The organism is Vibrio sp. Y29_XK_CS5, from assembly GCF_024181835.1.
Taxonomy (GTDB): domain Bacteria; phylum Pseudomonadota; class Gammaproteobacteria; order Enterobacterales; family Vibrionaceae; genus Vibrio; species Vibrio harveyi.
The window spans coordinates 1-2051 of record NZ_JAMZAM010000027.1 but is presented as its reverse complement, the minus strand read 5'-3'; the positions used below and the strand labels follow the sequence as shown (position 1 = coordinate 2051).

The window sequence follows — 2051 nt, the reverse complement described above, 5'->3', positions numbered from 1 at the left end:
ATTTGACGTTAGCGACAGAAGAAGCACCGGCTAACTCCGTGCCAGCAGCCGCGGTAATACGGAGGGTGCGAGCGTTAATCGGAATTACTGGGCGTAAAGCGCATGCAGGTGGTTTGTTAAGTCAGATGTGAAAGCCCGGGGCTCAACCTCGGAATAGCATTTGAAACTGGCAGACTAGAGTACTGTAGAGGGGGGTAGAATTTCAGGTGTAGCGGTGAAATGCGTAGAGATCTGAAGGAATACCGGTGGCGAAGGCGGCCCCCTGGACAGATACTGACACTCAGATGCGAAAGCGTGGGGAGCAAACAGGATTAGATACCCTGGTAGTCCACGCCGTAAACGATGTCTACTTGGAGGTTGTGGCCTTGAGCCGTGGCTTTCGGAGCTAACGCGTTAAGTAGACCGCCTGGGGAGTACGGTCGCAAGATTAAAACTCAAATGAATTGACGGGGGCCCGCACAAGCGGTGGAGCATGTGGTTTAATTCGATGCAACGCGAAGAACCTTACCTACTCTTGACATCCAGAGAACTTTCCAGAGATGGATTGGTGCCTTCGGGAACTCTGAGACAGGTGCTGCATGGCTGTCGTCAGCTCGTGTTGTGAAATGTTGGGTTAAGTCCCGCAACGAGCGCAACCCTTATCCTTGTTTGCCAGCACTTCGGGTGGGAACTCCAGGGAGACTGCCGGTGATAAACCGGAGGAAGGTGGGGACGACGTCAAGTCATCATGGCCCTTACGAGTAGGGCTACACACGTGCTACAATGGCGCATACAGAGGGCGGCCAACTTGCGAGAGTGAGCGAATCCCAAAAAGTGCGTCGTAGTCCGGATCGGAGTCTGCAACTCGACTCCGTGAAGTCGGAATCGCTAGTAATCGTGGATCAGAATGCCACGGTGAATACGTTCCCGGGCCTTGTACACACCGCCCGTCACACCATGGGAGTGGGCTGCAAAAGAAGTAGGTAGTTTAACCTTCGGGAGGACGCTTACCACTTTGTGGTTCATGACTGGGGTGAAGTCGTAACAAGGTAGCGCTAGGGGAACCTGGCGCTGGATCACCTCCTTATACGATGATTACTCACGATGAGTGTCCACACAGATTGATACGGTTTATAAAGTAAAGAGAGGAAGAGTTCCCAAACTCTTCAATCCAGTGTCCCGTTCGTCTAGAGGCCTAGGACACCGCCCTTTCACGGCGGTAACAGGGGTTCGACTCCCCTACGGGATACCATTGGGTCGTTAGCTCAGTTGGTAGAGCAGTTGACTTTTAATCAATTGGTCGCAGGTTCGAATCCTGCACGACCCACCATTTCTCGATGGGGCTATAGCTCAGCTGGGAGAGCGCCTGCCTTGCACGCAGGAGGTCTGCGGTTCGATCCCGCATAGCTCCACCATTCGAGACGTCTACCACGAGACGTAAAACTAATGTGGGCGATTAGCTCAGTTGGGAGAGCACCTGCCTTACAAGCAGGGGGTCACTGGTTCGAGCCCGGTATCGCCCACCATCTTTAAGCGCATTCGATGAGTGCTTTTAAAAATGGTTACTTCATAAGAAGTGATTAGCTCTTTAACAATTTGGAAAGCTGACAAAACAATCTTTTAAGATTGTTTGTAAAGTTCTCAATGTTTGTCTTTATGACAAACACCAACTTTTGTTTTCATTTTTTAAAAATGAAAGTAAACGAGCACATTCAAGTGTTCTTGGGAATATCACTTTTAAGTGATTATTCGAAATTGAGTCCGGCAAAATCGAAATGTCTCTCGCTCATTCAAATAATGAGAGACAACTTTGGTGATTTGATTATCAACTCGAAACTCCTTCGGGTTGTATGGTTAAGTGACTAAGCGTACACGGTGGATGCCTTGGCAGTCAGAGGCGATGAAGGACGTATTAACTTGCGATAAGCCCAGATTAGGTAGTAAAAACCACTTGAGTCTGGGATTTCCGAATGGGGAAACCCACTAGCACAAGCTAGTATCGCTGCGTGAATACATAGCGCAGCGAGGCGAACCGGGGGAACTGAAACATCTAAGTACCCCGAGGAAAAGAA

Annotated in this window: 4 tRNA genes and 2 rRNA genes; all 6 read left to right on the top strand. The window is 49.8% G+C overall.

Annotated elements, in window-relative coordinates:
* A 16S ribosomal RNA gene (locus NL647_RS27080) occupies nucleotides 1–1066 on the top strand; the annotation flags it as partial.
* A gap of 89 nt (nucleotides 1067–1155) precedes the next feature.
* Nucleotides 1156–1231, top strand: a tRNA-Glu gene (locus NL647_RS27075).
* A gap of 2 nt (nucleotides 1232–1233) precedes the next feature.
* Nucleotides 1234–1309 (top strand) — tRNA-Lys (locus NL647_RS27070).
* A gap of 9 nt (nucleotides 1310–1318) precedes the next feature.
* Nucleotides 1319–1394, top strand: a tRNA-Ala gene (locus NL647_RS27065).
* A gap of 35 nt (nucleotides 1395–1429) precedes the next feature.
* Nucleotides 1430–1505: transfer RNA gene (locus NL647_RS27060), tRNA-Val, on the top strand.
* A 326-nt stretch (nucleotides 1506–1831) separates the two neighbouring features.
* Nucleotides 1832–2051, top strand: a 23S ribosomal RNA gene (locus NL647_RS27055); the annotation flags it as partial.